Source organism: Pseudoxanthomonas sp. LjRoot125 (assembly GCF_964252705.1).
Taxonomy (GTDB): Bacteria; Pseudomonadota; Gammaproteobacteria; order Xanthomonadales; family Xanthomonadaceae; genus Pseudoxanthomonas_A.
Window position 1 is genome coordinate 3,278,005 of record NZ_CAXUOY020000001.1, and the last position, 19,892, is coordinate 3,297,896.

Genomic DNA, 19,892 nt, shown 5'->3' on the forward strand with positions numbered 1-19,892 from the left:
TTCCCAAAGTGAGTCGTCCGGCGCAAGGGAATGCTTGCAGGCGCCACGGGTTCGTGGCGTCATAGCCGTAACCAGCAGGCGGGGAAGACACGCGTGGAGTCTGGCGCGGACCGGGGGGCGGAGCGGCGGGCGTTCGGTGGATCCGGATCCACGGCGCGCCGTAGAGAGCGCAACCTCAACTCCCTGGCCTGGGGTGTGCTGGTCGTGGCCTGCCTCCTCTCCCTGTGGACCGGCCTGATCACCTGGCGCCAGGCGCGCGACCATGCGCGTGCGCAGTTCAACGCACGTGCGGATGCCGTGGCCACCGCGGTCGCCACCCACATGAATGCCTACGAAGACACCGTGCGCGCCGCCGCCGCGGTGCTGGAGGGTCGGCAGGATATCGACCAGGACAGCTTCTACGCCTTCGTCGAGAAGCTGCAGGTGCCCACGCGCCAGTCGGGCGTGCACGGGCTGGGATTCGCGCGCTACGTGCGTGCCGCCGAACGGGAGGCCTACGTCGCCGCGCGGCGCGTGCGCTACGGCGATGCGTTCGCGATCCATCCCGCCGGTGATCGCAGCGAATACGTGGTGATCGACCTGCTGTACCCCGATGCGCCCGGCATGCGCCCACTGCTGGGCAAGGACGTGATGGCCGAAACCGTGCGGCGTGGCGCGATCGAGTCGGCGCGCGATACGGGCGAACTCGCGGCCGCACCGCTGGTCGCGCTGGGCGACGCTTCCCGCGGCAGCACCGGCCTACCCGGTTTCCTCTTGTATTCCCCCGTGTACGCCGACTCCGTGGCGGCACGGGAGAGCGTGGAGGCGCGGCGTTCGCTACTGCGCGGTTTTGCGACGGCCGGTTTCGGGTGGCAGCAGGTGATGGACGACGCCATCGGGCGCACGGACGGCGGTGAGTTCGACCTGCAACTGCTCGCCCGCGACCATGGCGGCGAACCGATCTACCAGACCCGTGCGCTGCGCGACCGCCATGGTGAGGCCTGGAAGCCCGCCTTCACCTCGCAGCGCGATCTGCGCTTGCTGGGAAGCCAATGGCAACTGGTGTTGCAATCCCCGCCGATGCGCGAAGCCCTGCCGGGACAGCTGCCCATCCTGTTGCTTTCGCTGTGCGGCATCAGCCTTGGCGTACTGCTGTTCCTGTTGCTGCGCAGCCTGGCACGCACGGAACGGCGCAGCCGCGCCTTGCTGGATGCGGTCGCCGACCATCTGCCGGCGCTGATCGCCTATATCGACGCAGAGGGTCGTTACGGCTTCGCGAACCGGGCCAGCCGCACATGGTCGGGTGCTCGCGAAGGCTGGAGCGAACGGCACGTTGACGATGTGCACGCGGACGATCCCGGATTCCTGACCTCGCTCAAGCGCGCGATGCACGACTGCACGGCTGAGCACTGGATCGCCTGGGATGCCGAGATCGGGAAGCCCGCGCGCCCGGTGCATCTCTATCTGGTACCCGATGTGGAACGCAACCAGCGCATCGCGGGCTGGTACCTGATGGGGAACGATGTCAGCGAGCAGCGCCGGGCGCACCGTGAGCTCGCGATGGCGCGCGATCACCTGAAGCGCGTGACCGACCGCCTCCCGGCGCTGATCGCACAATTCGATACCCAGCAGCGGCTGGTCTTCACCAACCGCGCTTGCGCAGAACAGATCAAGTGGCGCGCCCCCTTGCGCATCGGCGCACACATGCGCGATCTGTTCGGCGAAGAGGCCTACACGCGGCGCCTGCCGCATATCGAAGCCGCGCTCGCCGGACGCGATGGCGATTTCGAAAGCAGCTTCAGCATGGTCGACGGTGTGCGTCGACTGCACAGCTTCTATACGCCCGACGCCGACGAGGACGGCGCGGTGTCCGGATTCTTCGTGATGGCGATCGACATCACCGAAAAGGCGCGCCTGGAACACGCGCTGCACAACGCGAACGAACTGGCCGAAGTGACGCTGACCTCGATCAGCGAAGCGGTGATCACCGTGGACGTGGAGAGCCGCGTCACTTACATGAACCCCGCTGCCGAAGCGCTGAGCGGCTGGGGCCTAGAACAGGCGCTCGGCCAGCCGCTGGACCACGTCGCGCCGCTGGTCCGCGTGGAGGCCCCCGACGACGCGGATGCCGCCCATCCGCTCGCACAGACCGGCGACCTGCAATTGGCGCGCCGCGATGGCTCCCGGATCCTGGTCGAACGCTCGCTGTCGTCCATCCATGATCGCGACGAGCGTCTTGTCGGCAGCGTCATGGTCTTGCGCGATATCACCGAACCGCGCGCGCTGAGCTCGCGCATGACCTACCTGGCGCATCACGATGCCTTGACTGGCCTACCCAACCGCCTGCAGCTCAACGAACGACTGGGCCAGGCGATCACGCATGCCACCAACCACGGCAACGGCATTGCGGTGCTGTTCCTGGACCTGGACCTGTTCAAGCACGTCAACGATGCGCTCGGCCACCACACAGGCGACGAGCTACTGCAGCAGGTCGCGCGCCGTATCCACCGCAACATCGGCAACCTCGGCACGATCTATCGCACGGGTGGCGACGAATTCGTCGTGCTGCTGCCGAACGTGGTGACGCGCGAGAACGTGCTGCAGGTAGCCGACCGGCTGTTGTCGCTCAGCGGCACGCCCTACACGGTCGCCTCGCACGAACTGCATCAGGCCTTCAGCATCGGTATCAGCCTGTTCCCGGAAGACGGTTACGACGCCGCCACGCTGATGATGCGGGCCGATGCCGCGATGTACCTCGCCAAGCGCAACGGCCGCAATGCCACGCGTTTCTACACCCGCGAACTCGCCTCCAGTGTCGATGCACGCATCGAGCTGGAGAACAGCCTGCGCCGCAGCCTGCGCAACGGCGACCTCTTCCTGCACTACCAGCCGCAGATCGACTGTCTTACCGGCCGCATCGTTGGCGTCGAAGGCCTCGCCCGCTGGCAGCGGGGCGATCGTCTGGTCATGCCGGGCGAGTTCCTGCCGATCGCGGAAGAGACGAACCTCATCGTTGACATCGACCAGTGGGCGATCCGTGCCGCCTGCCGGCAGAACCGGATCTGGCAACAGGCCGGGCTTCCGCCCATCCGGGTATCGGTGAATATCGCCGCGGCGAATTTCGATACCGACGACCTGGTCGACACGGTCGTCGGCGCGCTGGAGGACAGCGGGCTTGCGGCGGAGTTCCTCGAACTAGAAGTCACCGAGACCACGCTGATGCGCGACGTGCAACGTACCGACCGTACGCTGCGCGCGCTGAAGGCGTTGGGCGTGCGCATCGCGATCGACGATTTCGGCACGGGCTTTTCCAGCCTGAGCTACCTGGGCAACTACGGCTTCAACGTGCTGAAGATCGACCAATCCTTCGTTCGCGACGTCTCGGAACCGAACCAGGGGGCGATCACGCGCGCGATCATCGGCCTCGCGGACCAGTTGCAGTGCCGCACCATCGCAGAAGGCGTCGAGACCGCCGCGCAAGCCGCCTGGCTGGCCGCCAACGGCTGCGACGAACTGCAGGGAAACTACTTCAGCACCCCAGTGCCGGCAGCCGAGTTCGCGCGCATGTACGCGCGTGCCAAGACATGGAGCATCCCGCCGGCGCCGCACGCCGTGCCCAAGCACGGCGCGTGAACGCACGACTCAACGCGTCGCAGGCGCGGCCACCTGGTTCTGCTTGCGCACGATGCACATCGCGATTTCCAGCGACTGCTCATAGTTGAGGCGCGGATCGACCGTCGAGCGGTACGCGCGCTCCAGGTCCGCATCGGTCAGTTCGCGCGCACCGCCGGTGCACTCGGTGACGTCTTCACCCGTCAATTCCAGATGGACGCCACCCAGCCGTGTGCCGGCTGCCGCATGCAGATCGAAGGATTGCTCGACCTCGCTGCGCACGTTGTCGAAGCGCCGCGTCTTGAACCCGTTGCTCGTGCTTTCCGTGTTGCCGTGCATCGGATCGCAGACCCAGAGCACGCGACGGCCATCGCGGCGTACCGCATCCAGCAGCGGCGGCAATTTGTCGGCGATCTGCGCGGCGCCCATGCGGTGGATGAAGGTCAGGCGCCCCGCTTCGTCTTCCGGGTTCAACACATCGATGAGGCGCAGCAGCTGGTCGGGCGTGACCGACGGCCCCACCTTGATGGCGATGGGGTTGCGCACGCCACGCAGGTACTCCACGTGCGCGCCATCCACCGCCGCCGTGCGCATGCCAATCCACGGGTAATGCGTGCTGAGGTTGAACCAGCCCCACTGCCGCGGGACTTCGCGCGTCAACGCCTCTTCGTAAGGCAGCAGCAGCGCTTCGTGCGAGGTGTAGAAATCGATCCGGTTGAGGTTGTGCACCTCGGAGCCCGACAGGGTCTCCATGAACCTCACTGCGTCGCCGATCGAGGCCACCATGTGCTGGTACTCGTTCGCCAACGGCGAATAGCCTACCCAGTTGAGGTTCCAGTACTCGGGATGATGCAGGTCGGCGAAACCGCCGTCGATCAGCGCACGGACGAAGTTCATCGTCATCGCCGAGCGCGCATGCGCCTTGATCATGCGTCGCGGATCGGGCACGCGCGCTTCGGCCGTGAACTCGGGTGCATTGACCACATCACCACGGTAGCTGGGCAGCGCCACGCCGTCGCGCGTCTCCAGGTCGGCCGACCGCGGCTTCGCATACTGACCGGCGAACCGACCCACCCGCACCACGGGCAGGCGCAGACCGTGCACCAGCACCAGGCTCATCTGCAGCAGCACCTTGAGCCGGTTGGAGATGAGGCCGGATTCGCAATCGGAAAAGTTCTCCGCACAATCGCCGCCCTGCAGCAGGAAGCGCTTGCCTTCCTGCGCTTCGGCCAACTGCTTTTTCAGCGCAAAGATCTCCCACGACGTCACCAACGGCGGTAACTGGCGCAGCTCGCCCAGCGCGGATTCCAACGCCCCGGCATCCGGGTAGGTCGGCATCTGCATCGCCGGACGCGCGCGCCAGCTGTCGAGCGCCCAGTTCGGCGGCAGGCTGACAGCGCGCAGTGGTCGGTCGATGGGGTTCATGGCGGGACTCCTTGCGGCCCACCATCCTGACAGATTGGTGCGCCGCGTCAAATCAGCGGAAGGTCGAGGTCTTGCGGGCGCGGAAGCCGATCCACAGGGCCCAGATGGCGAGCAAAACGAACCACACCAAGCTCCACATCGGCATGGTCAGGCCGAGGAAACTCCAGTCGACGGTGCTGCAGTCGCCCTTCGCGGACAGCACCTTCTGTACGACGCCCAGCCAGGTGTTCGTCTCGATCATGTAGTCCCAGCCTGGGCCACAGCTCGGCATCAGCGGCGGGAATACCTGCACCCAGACATGTCGGCCCGCAATGCCGATACCTGTCGCCGCAGCGAGGAAGGCGAGCACGCCATACATCCTCCTGCCACCGGAACGACGCGGCCCGTGCAGGACGCCAAGCAGGAACATCACACCCGTCGCCGCGAAGGCCAGACGCTGGAAGATGCAGAACGGACACGGCTCCAGGTGCTGCACGAATTGCACATACAGCGCATACCCGAGCAAGCCCGCGCAGATCGCAAAGCCGAGGAAGCACTGCGCGCGGAAACTCCAGCGGAGAGGATTCATCGTCACCGGTCGGATGGGGGTTGCCGCATTATCCACATGCTGACGCTCCCGCGTCACCTGCGACCGTTTGCCACGGCAGGCGAGTATGGGGCCCTGAAACGCAAAAACCCCGGCAAGGCCGGGGTCTTCGCGTGATGCAGGAGGCGGACCTTATTCGGTCGCCGCTTCCGGACGGTCCACCAGCTCGACGTACGCCATCGGGGCGTTGTCGCCGGCGCGGAAACCGCACTTCAGGATGCGCAGGTAGCCACCCGGACGCGACTGGTAGCGCGGGCCGAGGGTGGTGAACAGCGTGCCGACGGCTTCCTTGTCGCGCAGGCGCGAGAAGGCGAGACGACGATTGGCGACGCCATCGATCTTGCCGAGGGTGATCAGCGGTTCTGCGACGCGACGCAGTTCCTTGGCCTTCGGCAGGGTGGTCTTGATCAGGCCGTGCTTGATGAGCGAGGCGGCCATGTTGCGGAACATCGCTTCGCGATGGGCGCTGGTGCGGCTGAACTTGCGGCCGGCTTTCTGGTGGCGCATGGGTTGGATTCCTAAAGAAGAGTGGGACGTTGGACTTCGCTGTCGCCATCCAGGCGGTGGAACAGTGGACTGCGGGTGGTCCGGACCGGCCATCCTTGACCGGAGCGTCGCGGGCCTTCAGGTCCGTCGACGAGGGTGTTGCAGCGAAGCTCCCGCGCGGACGCGGGAGCTTCGTGTTGCTTCATCAGCCGAGCATGCCGTGCTGGGCGACACCGGCCGGCGGCCAGTTCTCCAGCTTCATGCCCAGGGACAGGCCGCGCTGCGCCAGGACTTCCTTGATCTCGGTCAGCGACTTCTTGCCGAGGTTCGGGGTCTTGAGCAGTTCGACTTCCGTCTTCTGGATCAGGTCGCCGATGTAGTAGATGCTCTCGGCCTTCAGGCAGTTGGCCGAACGCACGGTCAGCTCCAGGTCGTCGATCGGGCGCAGCAGCACCGGATCCACGCCGCTGGCAGCCTGCTTCGGCGCGCCGCGGTCGCGGTGCGTGAAGTCACCGAACACCGACAGCTGGTCGCTGAGGATGTCGGCGGCGGTGCGCACGGCTTCCTCGGCATCGATCGTGCCGTTGGTTTCGATGTCCAGGACCAGCTTGTCCAGGTCGGTGCGCTGCTCGACGCGCGCGGCTTCCACCGCGTACGCGACGCGACGGACCGGCGAGAACGAGGCGTCCAGCACCAGGCGACCGATCGCACGGGTTTCTTCATCCGGACGACGACGGGCAGCGGCCGGCTGGTAGCCGAAACCACGCTCGATCTTCAGGCGCATGTTCAGCGCCGTGTCCTTGGTCAGGTTGCAGATGACCAGTTCCGGATTCAGGATCTCGACGTTGTGGTCGGTCTTGATGTCACCAGCGGTCACCACGCCCGGGCCCTGCTTGGCCAGGCTCAGGGTGGACGAATCGCCGGAGTGGATGCGGATAGCCACATCCTTCAGGTTCAACAGCACTTCCAGCACGTCTTCCTGCATGCCTTCGATGGTGCTGTATTCGTGCAGCACGCCATCGATCTCGACTTCGGTGATCGCGAAGCCGGGGATCGACGACAGCAGCACGCGGCGCAACGCATTGCCGAGCGTATGGCCGTAACCACGCTCCAGCGGTTCGATGACCACCTTCGCACGGTTGCCGGTCAGGCGCTCGATCTGCGGGCCGCGGGGGCGCAGCACTTGCTGAGTAATACCCGTCATGTTGCTTTGTCTCCTGCGGTCCCCCGGTCGCCCGGGGGTGCGTGAATGAATTACTTCGAGTACAACTCGACGATCAGCGCTTCGTTGATGTCGGCGGGCAGGTCCGAACGCGCCGGAACCGCCTTGAACACGCCGCTGAACTTCTTCGCATCGACTTCGACCCACGACGGGTTCAGGTCGAGCTGTTCGGCGACCGTCAGCGACTCCTGCACGCGGAGCTGCTTCTGTGCCTTCTCCGACAGCGCGATCGCGTCACCGGCCTTGATCTGGTACGAAGGCAGGTTGACCGGCTTGCCGTTGACCAGCACGCCACGGTGCGAGACCAGCTGGCGGGCGGCCGGACGGGTCACGGCGAAGCCCATGCGGTAGATGACGTTGTCGAGGCGGGTTTCCAGCAACTGCAGCAGGTTCTCGCCGGTGTTGCCCTTCTTGGTCGAGGCCTTCTTGTAGTAGTTGCGGAACTGGCGCTCCAGCAGACCGTAGATACGCTTGACCTTCTGCTTCTCGCGCAGCTGGGTGGCGTAGTCGGACAGCTTGCCCTTGCGGGCGGTGGCGCCGTGCTGGCCGGGCTTCTGCTCCAGCTTGCACTTCGAGTCCAGCGCACGGGCCGGGCTCTTGAGCGACAGGTCGGCGCCTTCGCGGCGCGCGAGCTTACAGGTAGGACCGATATAACGAGCCATTTCTTATCGCCCCCTTAGACGCGACGCTTTTTCGGCGGACGGCACCCGTTGTGCGGGATCGGCGTCACGTCGATGATGTTGGTGATCTTGTAGCCCACGTTGTTCAACGAACGCACGGCCGACTCACGACCCGGACCCGGGCCCTTGATGCGGACTTCCAGCGACTTCACGCCGTAGTCCAGGGCTGCACGGCCTGCCTTTTCGGCAGCGACCTGCGCCGCGAACGGCGTGGACTTGCGGGAACCGCGGAAACCGGCACCACCCGAGGTCGCCCAGGAAAGCGCATTGCCCTGGCGGTCGGTGATGGTGACGATGGTGTTGTTGAAAGAAGCGTGGACGTGGGCGACGCCATCGGTGATGACGCGCTTGATCTTCTTCTTGACTTTGGCAGCAGCTGGCTTGGCCATGATGGTCGCCCCTTACTTCTTGATGGCTTTGCGCGGACCCTTGCGGGTACGGGCGTTGGTACGGGTGCGCTGGCCACGCAGCGGCAGGCCGCGACGGTGGCGCAGGCCGCGGTAGCAGCCCAGGTCCATCAGGCGCTTGATGGCGATGCCGACTTCACGGCGCAGGTCGCCTTCGACCACGTACTTGCCGACTTCGGCGCGCAGGCGCTCGACTTCCGGCTCCGACAGGTCGCGGATCTTGGTGGTCGAGACGACGCCAGCGGCTTCGCAGACCTTCTTGGAACGGGTACGGCCAATGCCGTAGATGCTTTGCAAACCGACCCAGACATGCTTCTGGGCAGGCAGGTTGACACCTGCAATACGCGCCATGACGCGGTTCTCCAACTGTGAGTATTGGCCCGTGTACGGTCATCCCTGGCGGGATTCGCGCAGACAGGCGGAGTGAACTGGAAAGTGTAGCAAGATCCGGGGTTCCTTGGAAGTCCGTGCCGGCAACGCCGGCCGCAGACCCGGCATGGGGAGTGTGCCCATGCTCCGGCGCCGGAACCGGCCTGGTGCGGGACGGGGGTTGCCCCTCGCCCTGCCCCGCCCGCGCTACTCTGGCGCAGGGACTGGCTGGTTCTCACCCCCGCGCCGGATCGCCGCGGAGGCCGCCCATCTAAGTCAGCCGGCCGCAAAGGGCCGGACTGGTGCGGGAAGACCCGCGATTATACGTCAGCCACGGGGGGCAAGACCGCCCCGCGAACCACCCTTCAGATTGGCCTTCTTCAGCAGGCTCTCGTACTGGTGGGACATCAGGTGCGCCTGGATCTGCGCAATGAAGTCCATCACCACCACCACCACGATCAGCAGCGAGGTGCCGCCGAAGTAGAACGAGGTACCCAACTGCGTGCGCATCACTTCCGGCAGCAGGCAGACCGCGACCAGGTACAGCGAACCGATCGCCGTCAGTCGGGTCAGCACGCCGTCGACGTAGTCGGCGGTGGCCTTGCCCGGACGGATGCCCGGGATGAGCGCGCCGGACTTCTTCAGGTTCTCGGCAGTTTCCTGGGAGTTGAATACCAGGGCCGTGTAGAAGAACGCGAAGCCGATGATCATCGCAGCGAACACGATCATGTGAAGCGGCTCGCCCGGGGCCAGCGCGTTGGAAATACGCTGCAACCACGTGGCGGCACCCGTGCCCTGGCCGGACCACATCGCCAGCGTGGCCGGGAAGGCCAGGATGCTGGAGGCGAAGATCGGCGGGATCACGCCGGCCATGTTGAGCTTCAGCGGCAGGAACGACGTCTGGTTCATGTACGCGTTGCGGCCACCCTGGCGGCGCGCGTAGTTCACCGTGATGCGCCGCTGTCCGCGTTCGACGAACACGACCAGGAACGTAAAGCCCAGCACCACCAACGCGATCACCAGCAGCGAGATGAAGCTCAGCGTGCCGTCGCGGAACGCGCCGACGGTCTGGATGACCGCGCCGGGCAGGCCCGCCACGATACCGGCGAAGATGATCAGCGAAACGCCGTTGCCGATGCCGCGCTCGGTCACCTGCTCGCCCAGCCACATCAGGAAGATGGTGCCTGCGGTCAGCGCGACGACAGCGGTCAGCACGAAGCCCATGCCAGGCGCGTACACCACCGGCATGCCGCCCGGGGCGACCTGGTTCTGCAGCGCGGTGGCGATGCTGCCGCCCTGCACGACCGCCAACAGCACGGCGCCGATGCGCGAGTACTGGGTGATCTTGCGGCGACCGGACTCGCCTTCCTTCTGCAGTGCCTTCAGGCTCGGGAAGATGTGCACGCCCAGCTGCATCACGATCGACGCCGAGATGTAGGGCATGACGTTGAGCGCGAAGATGCTGAAACGGTGCAGGGCGCCGCCCGAGAACATGTTGAACATGTCCACGATGCCGCCGCCCTGCGCCTGCATCATCGCAAGCATGGCATCGGGATTGACGCCCGGCACCGGCACGAAACAGCCGATCCGGTAGACGATCAGCGCGCCCAGCACGAACAGCAGGCGCTGGCGGAGTTCGGTGAACTTGCCTGCGCCTGCCAGCGCACTGGCGGCATTACCCTGCGCCATGCGTCCGTTACTCCTGCACGCTGCCGCCGGCAGCCTCGATGGCGGCCTTGGCACCGGCCGTGGCGGCCACGCCCTTCAGCACGAACTTCTTGGTGAGTTCGCCCTTCTTGACGATCTTGGCGCGCTTGGCGGTGCTGGGCACCAGCTTGGCGGCACGCAGCGCAGCGAAGTCGATCTCGCCGGCTTCCAGCTTGTCCAGCTGGTACGACAGCACTTCGGCGCAATCCAGCTTCAGCTTGGAGCGGAAGCCGACCTTCGGCAGACGCTTGATCAGCGGCATCTGGCCGCCTTCGAACTTCGCCTTGATCTTGCCCTTACCGGCGCGCGCGAACGAACCCTTGTGGCCGCGACCGGCGGTCTTGCCCAGGCCGGAACCGATACCGCGGCCGACGCGGGTGCGCTCGGTGCGGGCGCCCTCGGCGGGCTTCAGTGTGTTGAGACGCATGTTGATTACTCCTCGACCTTGACGAGGTAGTGGACCTTGGCGATCAGACCGCGCACCTGCGGGCTGTCCTTCAGTTCACGCACATCGTTGAGCTTGTTCAGGCCCAGCGCCTTCACCGACAGGCGGTGACGCGACTGGGAACCACGCAGGCCGCGCACCAGGCGCACCTTGACGGTCTTGTTGGACTCGTTAGCCATTGAGGAGTTCCTCCACCTTCTTGCCGCGCTTGGCCGCGATGCGGGTCGGCGACTGCATGTCGCTCAGGCCCTTCAGCGTGGCGCGAACCAGGTTGATCGGGTTACGCGAACCGACGGCCTTGGCCAGCACGTTCTTCACGCCCACCGCTTCCAGCACAGCGCGCATGGCGCCGCCGGCGATGACGCCCGTACCTTCCGAGGCGGGCTGCATGAACACGCGCGCCGCGCCGTGGCCGGCCTTGACCGGGTGCCACAAGGTGCCGTTGTTCAGATCGACGTTCAGCATGCCCTTGCGGGCATATTCCATCGACTTCTGGATGGCGACCGGCACTTCGCGCGCCTTGCCATAACCGAAACCGATCTTGCCGTTGCCGTCGCCCACCACCGTCAGTGCGGTGAAGGTGAACTGGCGACCGCCCTTGACGGTCTTGCTGACGCGGTTGACCGCGACCAGCTTCTCGATCATGCCGTCGTCGACTTTCTCTTCGCGGTTGCGGTCGCGATCGCGACCCCGCGGCTGACGTTCTTCTGCCATTGCTTGAATTCCTTGGTTGATGAGGTATGTACGGCTTGGCCGCTTATGGTTGTGGTGTGGAGCGGTGGAGCCACGGCCGTCACAGAAGGGCGGCCGCGCCCGGCGCTACCTGCGCCGGCAGGACAAGGCATGGGGTCGCCCCCATGCCTTTCAAGCTTAGAACTGCAGGCCGCCTTCGCGGGCTGCGTCGGCCAGCGCCTTGATGCGACCGTGGTAGCGGTAGCCCGAGCGGTCGAACGCGACCTTCTCGATGCCCGCGGCCTTGGCGCGCTCGGCGATGATCGAACCGACGCGGGCGGCCGCGTCGCTGTTCTTGCCGTTCTTCAGGCCGTCCTTCACGTCGGCCTGCAGCGTATTCGCCGACGCGATGACCTTGGCGCCATCGGCGGTGAACAGCTGGGCGTAGATGTGCTGGCCGGTGCGCAGCACCGACAGGCGCGGCACGCCGAGCTCTCGGATGTGCGCGCGGGTCGACTTGGCGCGACGCAGGCGGGCGGTGTTCTTGATGCTCATGATCTGGTTCCTCGAAGCCGAAAGCCCGGTTAGGCCTTCTTCGCTTCCTTGCGGATGATGGTTTCGTCGGAGTACTTCACGCCCTTGCCCTTGTAGGGTTCCGGCGGACGGAAACCGCGGATCTTGGCGGCGACTTCACCAACGCGCTGCTTGTCGGCACCCTGGACCAGGATTTCGGTCTGGGTCGGGGTGACGATGGTGATGCCTTCCGGGGTCTTGAACAGCACCGGATGCGAGAAACCCAGCGACAGGTTCAGGTCCTTGCCCTGCATCGCGGCGCGGTAACCCACGCCGACCAGCTCGAGCTTGCGCTCGAAGCCTTCCGACACGCCCTTGACCATGTTGGCCAGGATCGCGCGGATGGTGCCGGTGAGGGCGTCGTCGGCCGGGGTCACCGGCGACAGGTTCGCCACGCCATTGTCGATGTTGAGATCGACGCCGGCCGGCTTGGCGATGGACAAGGTGCCCTTCGGGCCCTTGACGTTGAGGGTTTCGCCCTGGACGGTCAGTTCGACGCCCTTCGGGAGATTGATCGGCTTCTTGGCTACGCGGGACATGTGTGGGCTCCTTCGCTTAGGCCACGAAGCACAGGACTTCGCCACCGACGCCGGCCGCACGGGCCTGCGCATCGGTCATGATGCCCTTCGAGGTGGAGATGATGGCGACGCCCAGGCCACCGAGGACCTTGGGCAGTTCAGCCTTGCCACGGTACTGGCGCAGGCCCGAACGGGACACGCGGCTCAGCTTCTCGATGACCGGCTTGCCTTCGAAATACTTCAGGACGATCTCGAGCTCGGCCTTGTTGTTCTCGGTCTTCGTCACGCGGACGTCGCCGATATAGCCTTCCGCCTTCAGGACGTTGGCGATCGAGGTCTTGATCTTGGAGGACGGCATCTTCACCGTCTGCTTGCCAACAGCGGCGGCATTGCGAATGCGCACCAGCATGTCGGCGATGGGATCAGTCATGCTCATTAGAGTCTGCCTTATGAGTAGCACCGATATCCGCTTTCGCGAAAATCTAGGTTGTGCCTGGACACCCCCAGGTAGGGTGGCGGATCGACCGCCCTCCCCGGCCAAAGCCGTGGGAGCCGAACATTGTACAGCAACAAGTCCGGCATGTGCCGGACTTGTCTTCCACCTCCGTGCGACCCCTTGAAGGTGTCGCCAGGAGTCGCTGTTACCAGCTGGCCTTGCGCAGGCCCGGCACGTCGCCGTTCATCGTCGCCTTGCGCAGCATGTTGCGGCCGAGGCCGAACTTGCGGTACACGCCACGCGAACGACCGGACAGCTCGCAGCGGTTGCGCTGGCGGCTCGGCGACGAGTCGCGCGGCAGCTTCTGCAGCTTGGTCACCGCGTCGATCTTGTCTTCGTACGACGCGTCCTGGCTGGAGATGATCTTCTTCAGCGCTTCACGCTTGGCGGCGTACTGCTTGGCCAGCTTTTCCCGCTTGATGTCGCGGTTGACCATCGAGGTCTTTGCCATGATGTCTTTTTCCTAGCGAATCAGTTGCGGAACGGGAACTTGAACGCTTCGAGCAGCGCCTTTGCTTCGGCGTCGTTCTTGGCGGTGGTCGTGATGGCGATATCCATGCCGCGGATCGCGTCGACGGCGTCGAAATCGATTTCCGGGAAGATGATCTGTTCCTTCACGCCCATGTTGTAGTTGCCGCGACCGTCGAACGAACGGCCGGACACGCCACGGAAGTCGCGGACGCGCGGCAGCGAGATGCTGATCAGGCGGTCCAGGAATTCGTACATCTTGGCGCGACGCAGGGTGACCTTGCAGCCGATCGGCCAACCATCGCGGATCTTGAACGAAGCCACCGACACGCGGGACTTGGTCGTGATCGGCTTCTGGCCGGTGATCTTGGCCAGGTCGGCCACGGCGTTTTCCAGGATCTTCTTGTTGGTCGCCGCTTCACCCACACCCATGTTGATGGTGATCTTGGTGATCTTCGGCACTTCCATCGGATTGGTGTAGCCGAACTTCTTCATCAGAGCCGGCGCCACTTCTTCCTTGTAGATTTTTTCGAGACGGGTGGTCATGTCCTCATTCCTCAGGCGTCGAGCGCCTCACCGCTGGAGCGGAACACACGCAGTTTGCGTCCATCCTCCAGCACCTTGAAACCGATACGCTCGCCCTTGCCCGTCGCCGGGTTGAACAGCGCGACATTGGAGATGTGGATCGAGCGTTCGCTCTCCACCACGCCACCCGCGACACCGGCTTGCGGGTTCGGCTTGGTGTGGCGCTTGACGACATTGACGTTGGAGACGACCACGCGGTCGCCATCAACGCGCACCACGTCGCCCTTCTTGCCCTTGTCCTTGCCGGTGATAACGACGACCTGGTCGCCCTTCTTGATACGGTTAGCCATTTCTATGTCCTCCGCTCAGAGCACTTCAGGCGCGAGCGAAACGATCTTCATGAACTTCTCGGAACGCAGCTCGCGGGTCACGGGCCCGAAGATGCGGGTACCGATCGGCTCCTGCTTGTTGTTGAGCAGCACGGCGGCGTTGCCATCGAAGCGGATCAGCGAACCGTCCGGGCGGCGAACGCCCTTGCGGGTACGCACGACCACGGCGTCGTAGACTTCGCCCTTCTTGACCTTGCCGCGCGGAATGGCGTCCTTGACGGTCACCTTGATGATGTCGCCGATGCCGGCGTAACGGCGCTTCGAGCCGCCCAGCACCTTGATGCACATCAGTTCCTTGGCGCCGGAGTTGTCGGCCGCGTCAAGGTAGCTCTGCATCTGGATCATGATTCAGATCTCCTTTTATTCAGCCGCGCGGGTGATGATTTCCACCACGCGCCAGTTCTTGGTCTTGGACATCGGGGCGATCTCGGTCACGCGCACCACGTCGCCTTCCTTGCAGCTGTTGTCCGCGTCGTGCGCGTGCAGCTTCGTGGAACGCTTGATGTACTTGCCGTACAGGGCGTGCTTGACCTGACGCTCCACCAGGACGGTGACCGTCTTGTCCATCTTGTTGCTGACGACGCGGCCTTCGATGGTGCGTTGCGCTTTGTCTTTGTTATCGCTCATCTTGGTCGCTCCTTACTTCTGGCTGCCCAGCAGGGTCTTGACGCGAGCGATCTCGCGGCGGACCCGGCGGGTTTCATGCGTCTTCGGCAGCTGGCCGGTCACCTTCTGCATGCGCAGGGAGAATTGCTCCTTGCGCAGCTCGGTCAGGTGGGCCTTCAGCTCGTCAGCCGATTTCTCGCGGAGTTGCTTGAGTTCCATTAGCGCACCGTCCGGGTCACGAAAGTGGTGGTGACCGACAGCTTGGCAGCGGCCAGGCGGAACGCCTCGCGCGCGATGTCCTCACTGACGCCTTCGATTTCATAGATCATGCGGCCCGGCTGGATCTGGGCGACCCAGTATTCGACGTTGCCCTTACCCGAACCCATTCGGACTTCGATGGGCTTCTTGGTGATCGGCTTGTCGGGGAACACACGGATCCACATCTTGCCGCCGCGCTTGACGTAGCGGCTGATCGAGCGGCGAGCCGCTTCGATCTGGCGCGCGGTCAGCTGACCGTGCGCCGTGGCCTTCAGGCCGTACTCGCCGAAACTGACGAGGTTACCGTTCCAGCTCAGGCCTTCGTTCCGGCCCTTGTGCATCTTGCGGTATTTGGTTCGCTTGGGTTGCAACATGATTGATTACCTCGCGTCGCGGTCACGAGCCGGGCGCGACGGACGTTCGCTGCGCTCGGGGCGCGCGTCGTCCTGCTTCTCCTGACCCACCTGGCTGAAATCGAAGATTTCGCCCTTGTAGACCCACACCTTGATGCCGATGATGCCGTAGGTGGTCTTCGCCTCGGCAAAACCGTAATCGATGTCGGCACGCAGCGTGTGCAGCGGCACGCGGCCTTCGCGGTACCACTCCGAACGGGCGATTTCCGCACCGTTGAGGCGGCCAGCCACGTTGACCTTGATGCCCAGGGCACCGAGGCGCATCGCATTGCCCACGGCGCGCTTCATCGCGCGACGGAACATGATGCGGCGCTCCAGCTGCTGCGCGATCGACTCGGCCACCAGCTGGGCGTCCAGCTCGGGCTTGCGCACTTCGGTGACGTTGATGTGCGCCGGGACGCCCATCAGGTCGCTCACTTCCTTGCGCAGCTTCTCGATGTCCTCACCGCGCTTGCCGATCACCACGCCCGGACGGGCGGTGTGGATGGTCACGCGGGCCGTCTTGGCCGGACGCTCGATCAGGATCTTGGAGATACCGGCCTGGGCCAGCTTCTTGCGAAGCATCTCGCGCACCTTGAGGTCCGCGGCCAGGTAGTCGGCGTAGTCGCGCTTGTTGGCGAACCACTTGGAATTCCAGTCCTTGGCGATGCCCAGGCGGATGCCGGTCGGATGAACTTTGTGACCCATACTTATTTGCCCTCGCCCACGACCACGGTGATGTGGCTGGTGCGCTTAAGAATGCGGGTACCACGACCCTTGGCACGGGCCATGAAACGCTTCAGCACCGGACCTTCGTCGACCATGATGGTCTTGACCTTCAGCTCGTCGACGTCGGCGCCCTGGTTGTTCTCGGCGTTGGCGATGGCGGACTCCACGACCTTCTTGATCAGGTGGGCAGCCTTCTTGTCCGAGAACTTCAGCAGGTTGACGGCGCGTTCGGCCGGCAAGCCACGCACCTGGTCAGCGACCAGGCGGGCCTTCTGGGGGGAGATGCGCGCGGTGCGCAGGATGGCTTTCGCTTCCATGGTCATCTCTCCTTACTTCTTGCCGCCGGCTTTCTTGTCGCCACCGTGACCCTTGAAGGTACGGGTGACGGCAAACTCGCCGAGCTTGTGGCCGACCATGTTCTCGTTAACCAGCACGGGAACGTGGTTCTTGCCATTGTGGATGGCGATCGTGAAGCCCACCATTTCCGGCAGGATCATCGAACGGCGCGACCAGGTCTTGATCGGCTTCTTGCTGCCGCCCGCGGCCTCCACCTTCTTGACGAGGTGGTGATCGACGAACGGGCCCTTCTTGAGTGAACGTGCCATGGTCGATTAGCCCCTACGATCGCGGACGATGAATTGCTGCGTGCGCTTGTTCTTGCGCGTCTTGTAACCCTTGGTCGGCACACCCCAGGGGGTGACCGGATGCGGGTTGCCCTGGCCGGCCTTCGCCTCACCACCACCGTGCGGGTGGTCGACGGGGTTCATGGCCGCACCGCGGACGGTCGGCTTGACGCCGCGCCAGCGCTTGGCGCCAGCCTTGCCGAGCTTCTCCAGGCTGTGCTCGTCGTTGCCGACTTCGCCCACCGTGGCGCGGCACTCGACCTGCACCTTGCGCATTTCGCCGGAGCGAAGACGCAGCGTGGCGAAACCCTGCTCGCGAGCGACCAGCTGCACGGCGGCGCCAGCGGCGCGGGCGATCTGCGCGCCCTTGCCGGGCTTCAGTTCGATGCCGTGGACCGTCGTACCGACCGGGATGTTGCGCAGCGGCAGCGTGTTGCCGGCCTTGATCGGCGCATCGCTACCCGCGATGACCTGGTCACCGGCCTTCAGGCCCTTGGGGGCGATGATGTAACGACGCTCGCCATCGACGTAGCACAGCAGCGCGATGTGCGCGGTGCGGTTGGGATCGTATTCGATCCGCTCCACGCGCGCCGGAATGCCTTCCTTGTCGCGCTTGAAGTCGATGAGACGGTAGTGCTGCTTGTGGCCACCGCCGATATGACGGGTGGTGATGCGACCGTGGTGGTTGCGACCACCGGACTTGCTCTGCTTTTCCAGCAGCGCAGCATGCGGGGCACCCTTGTGCAGGTCAGGCGTCACCACGCGGACCGCCGAACGGCGACCGGGGGAGGTGGGTTTGAATTTCATCAATGGCATGTGGGTCTACCTCAGGCCTTGGCCGACACGTCGATGGCCTGACCATCGGCCAGACGCACGTACGCCTTGCGCCAGTCGCCGCGGCGGCCGGCGCGGTTACGGAAGGACTTGTTCTTGCCCTTCACGTTGACCACGTTGACCGTCTCGACCTTGACGTCGAACAGCTGCTCGACCGCGGCCTTCACATCGGCCTTGGTGGCATCGTTCGAGACTTCGAAGACGTATTGGTTGGAGAGTTCCTGCAGGCGCACGGTCTTCTCGGAGACGCGCGGAGCACGCAGCACGGCAAAAATCTTTTCGTTGCTGATCATGCCAGCCACTCCTCGATCTTCTTGACGGCGTCGGCCGTGATCAGCACCGAGTCGGCACCGACCAGCGCCGCCGGATCCAGGCCCTGCACGTCGCGCACTTCCACATAGGGAAGGTTGCGGGCGGACAGGTACAGGTGCTCGGAAGCATCCTCGGTGACGATCAGCGGACGCTTACCCAGGTCCAGGCCCTTCAGCTTCTCGATCAGGGCGCTGGTCTTGGTGGCGTCCACGTCGAACGCTTCCACGACCTTCAGGCGGTTCTGGCGGTTCAGTTCGGACAGGATCGAGCTGATGGCCGCGCGGTACATCTTGCGGTTGACCTTCTGCGCGAAGCTGCGCGGCTTCGCCGCGAACGTCACGCCGCCGCCGACGAAGATCGGCGCGGTCAGGGCGCCGTGACGAGCACCGCCACCCTTCTGCTTCTTGGACTTCTTGGTGGTGCCGTTGACTTCGGCGCGCGTCTTCTGCGCCTTGGTGCCGGCACGACCGGCGTTGCGGTAGGCAACGACGACCTGGTGGACCAGATCCTCGCTGAATTCACGGCCGAACACGTCGTCGGAGACCGACAGCTTGTTGGCGCTACCTGTAATGGCTAGTTCCATGGTCGTTCTCCTCAACCCTTGCTCGCCGGACGCACGATCACGTCGCCACCCGGCGCACCCGGCACGGCGCCGCGAACGGCGATGAGGCCGCGCTCGGCGTCCACGCGGACGACTTCCAGGTTCTGCGTGCTCTGCTGCACGGCACCCATGTGGCCCGACATCTTCTTGCCCGGGAACACGCGACCCGGCGTCTGGCGCTGACCGAGCGAACCCGGCGAGCGATGCGACAGCGAGTTACCGTGGGTGGCGTCACCCATGGTGAAGTTCCAGCGCTTGATGGTGCCCTGGAAGCCCTTACCCTTGGTCACGCCCTGGACGTCGACCTTCTGGCCGACTTCGAAGATGTCAGCCTTGATCTCGCCGCCAATGGCGAAATCGCCCAGCTTGTCGGCTTCGACGCGCAGCTCCCACAGGCCGCGACCGGCTTCGACCTTGGCCTTGGCCAGGTGACCGGCGACGGGCTTGGTGATCAGCGAGGCGCGACGCGAACCCACGGCAACCTGCACGGCGCTGTAGCCGTCGGCTTCCGGGGTCTTGATCTGGGTGATGCGGTTTGGGGTGGCTTCGATCAGCGTCACCGGAATGGACTTGCCGTCCTCGGTGAACACTCGGGTCATGCCAGCCTTGCGGCCGACGAGACCCAACGAATATTTCTTCGCGGTCATGGTCGTGGGCCTCAGGTCAGCTTGATCTGAACGTCGACGCCGGCAGCCAGTTCGAGCTTCATCAGCGCGTCCACGGTCTTGTCGTTGGGGTCGACGATGTCGAGCACGCGCTTGTGCGTGCGGGTCTCGTACTGGTCGCGCGCGTCCTTGTCGACGTGCGGGGAAACCAGGATGGTGTAGCGCTCGATCTTGGTCGGCAGCGGGATCGGGCCGCGCACTTGCGCGCCGGTCCGCTTAGCCGTCTCGACGATCTCGCTGGCCGAGCGGTCGATCAAACGATGATCGTACGCCTTGAGCCGGATTCGGATCTTTTGGTCCGCCATGACGGAAA

General features: G+C 64.8%; 30 protein-coding genes. 1 reads left to right on the forward strand and 29 read right to left on the reverse strand.

Annotated elements, in window-relative coordinates:
- Positions 1 to 204: 204 nt before the first annotated feature.
- Positions 205 to 3,612: a bifunctional diguanylate cyclase/phosphodiesterase gene (locus ACSION_RS15350; RefSeq protein WP_435306615.1), complete on the forward strand. Its 3,408-nt coding sequence runs from the start codon at positions 205 to 207 to the stop codon at positions 3,610 to 3,612.
- A gap of 9 nt (positions 3,613 to 3,621) precedes the next feature.
- Here ACSION_RS15350 and ACSION_RS15355 read toward each other — a convergent pair whose 3' ends face one another.
- The 29 genes from ACSION_RS15355 to rpsJ all read right to left on the reverse strand — a co-directional run bounded on the left by ACSION_RS15355 (position 3,622) and on the right by rpsJ (position 19,884).
- Positions 3,622 to 5,016 (reverse strand): class II 3-deoxy-7-phosphoheptulonate synthase, encoded by a 1,395-nt coding sequence (locus ACSION_RS15355; protein ID WP_435306616.1) that lies wholly within the window; start codon positions 5,014 to 5,016, stop codon positions 3,622 to 3,624.
- Between the two features lie 52 nt (positions 5,017 to 5,068).
- Complete coding sequence (locus ACSION_RS15360; RefSeq protein ID WP_435306617.1) at positions 5,069 to 5,584, reverse strand: disulfide bond formation protein B; 516 nt, start codon at positions 5,582 to 5,584, stop codon at positions 5,069 to 5,071.
- A gap of 150 nt (positions 5,585 to 5,734) precedes the next feature.
- Positions 5,735 to 6,109, reverse strand: a complete 375-nt coding sequence (gene rplQ, locus ACSION_RS15365) for a 50S ribosomal protein L17 (protein ID WP_093296373.1) — start codon at positions 6,107 to 6,109, stop codon at positions 5,735 to 5,737.
- 184 nt (positions 6,110 to 6,293) lie between these two features.
- Entirely contained in the window at positions 6,294 to 7,292 is a 999-nt protein-coding gene (locus ACSION_RS15370; protein ID WP_056878832.1) for a DNA-directed RNA polymerase subunit alpha, read from the reverse strand.
- 50 nt (positions 7,293 to 7,342) lie between these two features.
- Positions 7,343 to 7,972 (reverse strand): 30S ribosomal protein S4, encoded by a 630-nt coding sequence (gene rpsD / locus ACSION_RS15375; protein WP_056878831.1) that lies wholly within the window; start codon positions 7,970 to 7,972, stop codon positions 7,343 to 7,345.
- Positions 7,973 to 7,986: 14 nt separating this feature from the next.
- Positions 7,987 to 8,379 carry a 30S ribosomal protein S11 gene (rpsK, locus tag ACSION_RS15380; protein ID WP_055941307.1) on the reverse strand — a complete coding sequence of 131 codons (393 nt, stop codon included), beginning with the start codon at positions 8,377 to 8,379 and terminating at the stop codon, positions 7,987 to 7,989.
- Positions 8,380 to 8,391: 12 nt separating this feature from the next.
- The gene (rpsM, locus tag ACSION_RS15385; protein WP_056878872.1) at positions 8,392 to 8,748 is read right to left on the reverse strand and encodes a 30S ribosomal protein S13; all 357 of its coding nucleotides are present in this window, start codon (positions 8,746 to 8,748) and stop codon (positions 8,392 to 8,394) included.
- A 345-nt stretch (positions 8,749 to 9,093) separates the two neighbouring features.
- On the reverse strand, positions 9,094 to 10,455 hold the full coding sequence (gene secY, locus ACSION_RS15390; RefSeq protein ID WP_093487356.1) for a preprotein translocase subunit SecY: 1,362 nt from the start codon (positions 10,453 to 10,455) through the stop codon (positions 9,094 to 9,096).
- A 7-nt stretch (positions 10,456 to 10,462) separates the two neighbouring features.
- Positions 10,463 to 10,906: a 50S ribosomal protein L15 gene (rplO, locus tag ACSION_RS15395; RefSeq protein WP_175502078.1), complete on the reverse strand. Its 444-nt coding sequence runs from the start codon at positions 10,904 to 10,906 to the stop codon at positions 10,463 to 10,465.
- On the reverse strand, positions 10,906 to 11,097 hold the full coding sequence (gene rpmD, locus ACSION_RS15400; protein ID WP_055941302.1) for a 50S ribosomal protein L30: 192 nt from the start codon (positions 11,095 to 11,097) through the stop codon (positions 10,906 to 10,908). Before rpmD ends, rplO begins: the two co-directional genes overlap by 1 nt.
- Positions 11,090 to 11,632 carry a 30S ribosomal protein S5 gene (rpsE, locus tag ACSION_RS15405; protein WP_055941300.1) on the reverse strand — a complete coding sequence of 181 codons (543 nt, stop codon included), beginning with the start codon at positions 11,630 to 11,632 and terminating at the stop codon, positions 11,090 to 11,092. Before rpsE ends, rpmD begins: the two co-directional genes overlap by 8 nt.
- A 156-nt stretch (positions 11,633 to 11,788) precedes the next feature.
- On the reverse strand, positions 11,789 to 12,145 hold the full coding sequence (gene rplR, locus ACSION_RS15410; protein WP_093487360.1) for a 50S ribosomal protein L18: 357 nt from the start codon (positions 12,143 to 12,145) through the stop codon (positions 11,789 to 11,791).
- A 29-nt stretch (positions 12,146 to 12,174) separates the two neighbouring features.
- Positions 12,175 to 12,702, reverse strand: a complete 528-nt coding sequence (gene rplF, locus ACSION_RS15415; RefSeq protein ID WP_093487361.1) for a 50S ribosomal protein L6 — start codon at positions 12,700 to 12,702, stop codon at positions 12,175 to 12,177.
- 16 nt (positions 12,703 to 12,718) lie between these two features.
- On the reverse strand, positions 12,719 to 13,117 hold the full coding sequence (gene rpsH, locus ACSION_RS15420) for a 30S ribosomal protein S8 (protein ID WP_056878826.1): 399 nt from the start codon (positions 13,115 to 13,117) through the stop codon (positions 12,719 to 12,721).
- Positions 13,118 to 13,322: 205 nt separating this feature from the next.
- Entirely contained in the window at positions 13,323 to 13,628 is a 306-nt protein-coding gene (gene rpsN, locus ACSION_RS15425) for a 30S ribosomal protein S14 (protein WP_093487363.1), read from the reverse strand.
- A 20-nt stretch (positions 13,629 to 13,648) separates the two neighbouring features.
- The gene (gene rplE, locus ACSION_RS15430; protein WP_055941290.1) at positions 13,649 to 14,191 is read right to left on the reverse strand and encodes a 50S ribosomal protein L5; all 543 of its coding nucleotides are present in this window, start codon (positions 14,189 to 14,191) and stop codon (positions 13,649 to 13,651) included.
- An 11-nt stretch (positions 14,192 to 14,202) separates the two neighbouring features.
- Positions 14,203 to 14,520, reverse strand: coding sequence for a 50S ribosomal protein L24 (gene rplX / locus ACSION_RS15435; RefSeq protein WP_056878824.1), 318 nt, complete (start codon positions 14,518 to 14,520; stop codon positions 14,203 to 14,205).
- A gap of 15 nt (positions 14,521 to 14,535) precedes the next feature.
- Positions 14,536 to 14,904 (reverse strand): 50S ribosomal protein L14, encoded by a 369-nt coding sequence (gene rplN, locus ACSION_RS15440; protein WP_013535986.1) that lies wholly within the window; start codon positions 14,902 to 14,904, stop codon positions 14,536 to 14,538.
- Between the two features lie 15 nt (positions 14,905 to 14,919).
- Positions 14,920 to 15,186 (reverse strand): 30S ribosomal protein S17, encoded by a 267-nt coding sequence (rpsQ, locus tag ACSION_RS15445; RefSeq protein WP_056878823.1) that lies wholly within the window; start codon positions 15,184 to 15,186, stop codon positions 14,920 to 14,922.
- A 12-nt stretch (positions 15,187 to 15,198) separates the two neighbouring features.
- Positions 15,199 to 15,384, reverse strand: coding sequence for a 50S ribosomal protein L29 (gene rpmC / locus ACSION_RS15450; RefSeq protein WP_055941284.1), 186 nt, complete (start codon positions 15,382 to 15,384; stop codon positions 15,199 to 15,201).
- Positions 15,384 to 15,797, reverse strand: a complete 414-nt coding sequence (gene rplP / locus ACSION_RS15455) for a 50S ribosomal protein L16 (protein WP_056878822.1) — start codon at positions 15,795 to 15,797, stop codon at positions 15,384 to 15,386. Before rplP ends, rpmC begins: the two co-directional genes overlap by 1 nt.
- A gap of 6 nt (positions 15,798 to 15,803) precedes the next feature.
- Entirely contained in the window at positions 15,804 to 16,523 is a 720-nt protein-coding gene (gene rpsC, locus ACSION_RS15460) for a 30S ribosomal protein S3 (RefSeq protein WP_056878821.1), read from the reverse strand.
- Between the two features lie 2 nt (positions 16,524 to 16,525).
- Positions 16,526 to 16,861 carry a 50S ribosomal protein L22 gene (rplV, locus tag ACSION_RS15465; protein ID WP_056878871.1) on the reverse strand — a complete coding sequence of 112 codons (336 nt, stop codon included), beginning with the start codon at positions 16,859 to 16,861 and terminating at the stop codon, positions 16,526 to 16,528.
- A gap of 12 nt (positions 16,862 to 16,873) precedes the next feature.
- Positions 16,874 to 17,149 (reverse strand): 30S ribosomal protein S19, encoded by a 276-nt coding sequence (gene rpsS, locus ACSION_RS15470; RefSeq protein ID WP_055941277.1) that lies wholly within the window; start codon positions 17,147 to 17,149, stop codon positions 16,874 to 16,876.
- 6 nt (positions 17,150 to 17,155) lie between these two features.
- On the reverse strand, positions 17,156 to 17,983 hold the full coding sequence (gene rplB / locus ACSION_RS15475; RefSeq protein WP_435306618.1) for a 50S ribosomal protein L2: 828 nt from the start codon (positions 17,981 to 17,983) through the stop codon (positions 17,156 to 17,158).
- 11 nt (positions 17,984 to 17,994) lie between these two features.
- Positions 17,995 to 18,294: a 50S ribosomal protein L23 gene (gene rplW / locus ACSION_RS15480; RefSeq protein ID WP_055941273.1), complete on the reverse strand. Its 300-nt coding sequence runs from the start codon at positions 18,292 to 18,294 to the stop codon at positions 17,995 to 17,997.
- Positions 18,291 to 18,896, reverse strand: coding sequence for a 50S ribosomal protein L4 (rplD, locus tag ACSION_RS15485; protein WP_435306619.1), 606 nt, complete (start codon positions 18,894 to 18,896; stop codon positions 18,291 to 18,293). The genes rplW and rplD overlap by 4 nt, the downstream gene beginning before the upstream one ends.
- Positions 18,897 to 18,907: 11 nt before the next feature.
- Positions 18,908 to 19,561: a 50S ribosomal protein L3 gene (rplC, locus tag ACSION_RS15490; RefSeq protein ID WP_093487367.1), complete on the reverse strand. Its 654-nt coding sequence runs from the start codon at positions 19,559 to 19,561 to the stop codon at positions 18,908 to 18,910.
- An 11-nt stretch (positions 19,562 to 19,572) separates the two neighbouring features.
- The gene (gene rpsJ / locus ACSION_RS15495) at positions 19,573 to 19,884 is read right to left on the reverse strand and encodes a 30S ribosomal protein S10 (protein WP_027070119.1); all 312 of its coding nucleotides are present in this window, start codon (positions 19,882 to 19,884) and stop codon (positions 19,573 to 19,575) included.
- Positions 19,885 to 19,892 lie beyond the last annotated feature (8 nt).